We start from the raw sequence: 5,099 nt of genomic DNA, 5'->3' as shown, positions 1-5,099 counted from the left end.
CAAGCAGAATCGGATAAATAGGTGGTTGGGCTGTAAGAGGTTCACCTATGTCATTGATAAATCCTTCACCAGCACAGAGGTTTCTTGCTGTTGCTATGTATCCCACCGAGTCCGGAGTGAGTCCTGCCCCGTGATTTTTTGTGATAAGAATCACGCCAGACGAAGCAATTATAGCTAGAATAACCAAAGGAATTATATAACTCAATCTCAAAATTATATTCTCTTTTCTCTTAGCGATTTTAAGCGGCTCGAAGGTGTTAGCCACAACCAACAAATATACTAAATAAATATACTGCTCGAATGGGGATTAAAAAAGAGAATTCCGAATAGCCTGCGATTAATTAAAAAAGAAAATATCAAATTATCTCGAACTGGAAATTGGCCTTGACAATTATATACGTATTGATTAGTTTCAAAAATCTATAGTGGGACAGAGTTGGTAACCCTTTGAATTTAACAAATTTTTTTTGTAATATGTCATCTGATTTAAACAAAACATACGACCCCAAATCCACTGAATCCAAATGGCTCGAATTTTGGGAGGCAGGTGGATATTATAAGCCGGCGAAAAAGGGCAAAAAGTATTCTATCGTTATTCCACCTCCTAATGTTACCGATGTTCTGCATATCGGACATGCTTTGAATAATCTCATTCAGGATGTGCTTGTTCGCCGTGCTAGAATGCAGGGATATTCAACGCTTTGGCTTCCGGGGATTGACCACGCTGGGATAGCCACTCAACATATGGTCGTTCAAGAGCTTGCCAAAGAAGGCAAGAGCAAGGAAGAAATAGGACGCGAAGCATTCGTCGAGAGGCTCTGGGAGTGGAAGGCGAAAAAGGGTGGCCGGATAATAGAACAACTCAAGGAAATCGGGTGTAGTTGCGACTGGCAACGCGAAAGATTCACTCTCGACGAGGGTTATGAAAAGGCGGTGCGCGAAGCGTTCGTTCGCCTCTACGAAGAAGGGCTTATATATCGAGGGAATTACATTATTAACTGGTGCCCAAAATGTAAAACAGCCCTTTCCGATGAAGAGGCTGAACATCAATCGATTCAAAGCTCGCTCTGGTATTTCAAATACCCCCTTGAGGATGGTAGTTTCATCGAATGTGCCACAACACGACCGGAGACCATGCTCGGAGATACAGCTGTGGCGGTTAATCCCGATGACCCACGCTATACGGATATTGTTGGAAAGAAGGTTGTGCATCCTCTCATTGACAGAACATTCGAGGTTATCGCGGATAATTATGTCGATAAGGAGTTTGGAACTGGTGCGGTCAAAATAACACCCGCTCACGATCCGAACGATTTCGAGATTGGGAAAAGACACGATTTAAAGCAGATAAATATCCTTACTCTTGATGGCAAGATCAATGAGAACGGTGGTTCTTTTGAAGGAATGGACAGATTCGAGGCAAGGAAAGCGGTGATCAAAGCACTCGATGACAAAGGTCTTCTCATCAAGATTGTCCCGCACGAACTGGCCGCAGGGCACTGCTATCGATGCAAAACTTTAGTTGAACCATTTCTTTCCAATCAATGGTTTGTTGATATGAGGTCACTTGCAGAACCTGCAATCGCAGTCGTTAAGAGGGGATTATCTAAATTCTATTCCGACCGATGGCACGGTGTTTATTACAATTGGCTCGATAACATAAGACCCTGGTGTATTAGCAGACAGTTATGGTGGGGGCACAGGATTCCCGTGTGGTATTGCGATTGCACCGACAAGCCGATTGTCTCGCGCGATAACCTAGTGGAGTGTCCTTATTGCGGCAGTAAGAATATTCGTCAAGAGGATGACGTTCTCGACACATGGTTCAGCTCTTGGCTTTGGCCTTTCGCAACAATGGGTTGGCCGGATATCGATTCGGAAGACATCAAAAACTTTTTCCCAACAGATGTTTTGGTAACTGCAAGTGAGATTATTTTCTTCTGGGTCGCGCGCATGATTATGGCTTCTGAGCATTTTATGGGTGAGACACCCTTTAGTTCGATATACATACATGGCACAGTGAGAGATTCCCAGGGGCGTAAAATGAGTAAGTCGCTTGGGAATGGTATCGATCCTCTTAATGTGATCGAGGAATATGGCAGAGATGCCTTGCGTTTTACCTTAATAGCTCAGGCGGGAGCAGGGCAGGACCTCTTTGTCGATATGAATAGTTTTGCTCAGGGCAGGAATTTCTGTAATAAGCTTTGGAATGCCGGAAGGTTAATTTTCAACAATCTCGATGGCATGATAGCCGCGGATGATATAAAAAATCCTTCTAAAGAACATCTTCTCGACCGATGGATATTGTCTAGACTCCAGAGGGCCAAGGAAGAGTCCGAAGAGGCTTTTAAGAAATTCCGATTGGATGAAGCCTTGACGGTGCTTTATAGATTCTTCTGGAACGATTTTTGTGATATTTATTTAGAGGCCATAAAGCCTCGTTTCGAAGAAAGCGACCAGTCAGCTTTTTCGGTGGCTTTAAAGGTTTTTGATGAAATACTACGTCTTTGGCACCCGATTATACCCTTCGCAACAGAGGAAATATGGCAGAAGCTATCTGAATCGATAGAGGGTGGTTTGGATTCTTCTGCGTGTATTATCGCACCTTGGCCGGAGGTTAATCAAGAGTATATCGATGATAGTTCAGAGAGTGAGTTTAATTTTATCAATTCCATTGCTTCGGAAATAAGGAATATTAAAAATTCTGTGGGAATCGGGAATCGCAAGATCGGGAATGTTATAATTATTCCATTTGATCTGAATCAAGAATCTATAATAAAGGCCCATTCCGAAATACTTATCTCGCTTTCGCGAGTGGAGTCTATAATCATTTCGAATATCCGGCCTGATGGGCCAATTGGCACGGCTGTTGTTAATGAAAACATGATATTTTTCCCTCTCGAAGGGATTGTTGATATCGAAGCTGAACGCAAAAGGCTTCAAAAAGAGATTTCAAGACTCGAATCGGTGCATACAGGCCTTGAAAAACGCCTGTCAAATAGCGATTTTGTTAAAAATGCTCCCGAAAAAGTTATTCTCAATAGCAAAACGCAAAAATTGGAAATTGTAGGAAAACTGACTAAGCTAAAATCAGCTTTGAAAGATATAGAAGATTAACAAAAAAGAAAGACAAAGAGGAGGACGAATGAAAAGAACATGCCTAATCTTGGTAGCGGCTCTGGCTGTTATGATGATTTACACGGGATGTGAAAAAGCCCCTGAGGATACTGTCGCAAAAGTTGGCAAGTATGCAATATCCTTAGAGGAACTCAATACTGTTGCTGGCCCGATGCAAGCTCGGTGGAAGACAGTCGAAGAGGCTATCGAAGGCCGCAAGGGCGCAATCGATAATCTTGTTCAGCAGAAACTGCTTCTGCTTGGCGCTTACAAAGAGGGTCTCGATACCGATTCCGCTTTGATTGCCCGTCTCGATGGAAATGAAAACAGGCGCAAGATTACCGCTTTATGGGAAGCCGAGATTGCCAGTAAGATCAATGTCACCGATGAAATGGTCAAGGACCTTTATGAGAAGAAAGGCACTGAGTTCAGTGCTGCACATATTCTTGTAAAAGATGAAGCTCTTGCCAAAGAAATTGAAGCAAAAACCAAGGCTGGCGAAGATTTCGCTGCCCTCGCACAGCAGCACTCACAGGACCCGGGTAGTGCTCAAAAAGGCGGAGACCTCGGTTGGTTTACGGTTGGTAGAATGGTCAAACCTTTTGAGGATGCAGTTTTAGCGCTTAAAGATGGTGAGATTTCCGCTCCTATCCAGACTAACTATGGCTTTCATATCATAAAGAGAATCGGAACGCGCACCCGCTCCCAGGAGGCTTTCGAGAAGGCAGAAGCGAACCTAAAGGCGACTATCGAGCGTGAAATGCAAGGAACAAAATCCTTGGACTTCGTTAACAAAATGTTCACCGATAGAGGTTTTAAGCTCGATGAAAAGGCTATTGCGGTTGTAATCAACAAATATATGGAAGTTGCGAATCAACCAGAAGCTCCAGAAGTCACTTTTGACGATGATGAAAAAGCTATGGTTATTGCAACATGGGATGATGGATCATGGACGATTGCTCAACTCGATTCTGCTGTTAAGATTCGTCCAGCATATCAAAGACAACCACTTCTTTCTGTTGTCGATGTTGAAAATTTCACCAAGGGTAACCTGCAAGGGGATTTCCTTACTGCTTTGGCTGATAAGTTAAATATTAGCAATACTGATGAATACAAGGAAATGTTTACAAAAGAGCTCGAAGAGATTATGGTTAGCACTTTCCAGAACCAGTATATTTACGGCAAAGTCGAGGTGGGTGACGCCGAGGTTCAAAGTTATTATGAGGCAAACACAGATTCCTTTATGCAACCTAGAACTGTTGTCGTAATCGAGGTTCAGGTCGCAGATGAGGCCGAGGCCAAGGGTGTAGCCTCGAAGGTAAAAGCTGGCAACGATATAGCTAAATTTGTTGAACAAAAATCCATGCGGACTTACACCAAAAACACTGGTGGTGTGCTCGAAATAACAGAGCGTCGTTTCCCGAACCTATATGCTGCAGTTGGCAGCGCCAAGGTGGGGGATCTCGTTGGTCCCACCAAGGATAGAACAAATCGTTGGTCGGTTATGAAGGTAACCGAGATCCGCGAAACGGCTGTTATGCCTATGGATAAGGTTGCTGGTAGAATTCAATCTACACTCAGAAGAACTCTTCGCGAAAAGGCTATGCTGGACTTTGTGGAGTCGGCAAATCAAGAGTTCGGAGTAAAGGTCTTTGATAAGGTTATCGTTGCTTCGGTCGATTCCTCGGCTTATGCCTCGGTTCCGGTTGAACCTGTTAACGTGAAAGAATAAGCGATTTGACCTCTAAGAGGCTAAATATTGCTATACTACTCGCGGCGGTCATTATTGCATTTTTTTCATGCGATCGCGACCGCCGCGACTTTAATGTCGCGACCGCTGGTTCTACTTCATTAAAATCAAAGCAGCTAGCAGCCATTATTCCGGAAGGCTTCGAAAGTCAGATAGGCGACGATGCTTTGGTTTTGGTTTCTCAGTGGACCGATGAGATAGTGCTTGCCGAAGCGGCTAATGATGTCGGCCT

The 5,099-nt window shown here is 43.8% G+C and carries 4 protein-coding genes; 3 read left to right on the top strand and 1 reads right to left on the bottom strand.

Features of this window, described 5'->3' with window-relative positions; genetic code table 11:
• On the bottom strand, positions 1-205 hold a 205-nt coding region (locus KAH81_10440), incomplete at its 3' end, for a hypothetical protein (GenBank protein MCK5834071.1).
• A 269-nt stretch (positions 206-474) separates the two neighbouring features.
• Between KAH81_10440 and KAH81_10435 the strand changes: the two genes are divergently transcribed.
• The 3 genes from KAH81_10435 to KAH81_10425 form a co-directional block, all read left to right on the top strand.
• Positions 475-3,117, top strand: coding sequence for a valine--tRNA ligase (locus KAH81_10435; protein MCK5834070.1), 2,643 nt, complete (start codon positions 475-477; stop codon positions 3,115-3,117).
• Positions 3,118-3,145: 28 nt separating this feature from the next.
• Positions 3,146-4,849 (top strand): peptidylprolyl isomerase, encoded by a 1,704-nt coding sequence (locus tag KAH81_10430; protein ID MCK5834069.1) that lies wholly within the window; start codon positions 3,146-3,148, stop codon positions 4,847-4,849.
• A gap of 5 nt (positions 4,850-4,854) precedes the next feature.
• Positions 4,855-5,099 (top strand): hypothetical protein (locus tag KAH81_10425; GenBank protein ID MCK5834068.1); only part of this gene is annotated, 245 nt, incomplete at its 3' end.

The organism is bacterium (assembly GCA_023145965.1).
In the GTDB taxonomy this organism is placed as follows: Bacteria; UBP14; UBA6098; order UBA6098; family UBA6098; genus UBA6098.
This window is presented reverse-complemented; position numbering and strand designations above follow the sequence as displayed.

Excerpts from the sequence above, each read along its gene's own strand:
- KAH81_10435 (MCK5834070.1), top strand. The coding sequence starts at position 475 with ATGTCATCTGATTTAAACAAAACATACGACCCCAAATCCACTGAATCC.
- KAH81_10430 (MCK5834069.1), top strand. The coding sequence starts at position 3,146 with ATGAAAAGAACATGCCTAATCTTGGTAGCGGCTCTGGCTGTTATGATG.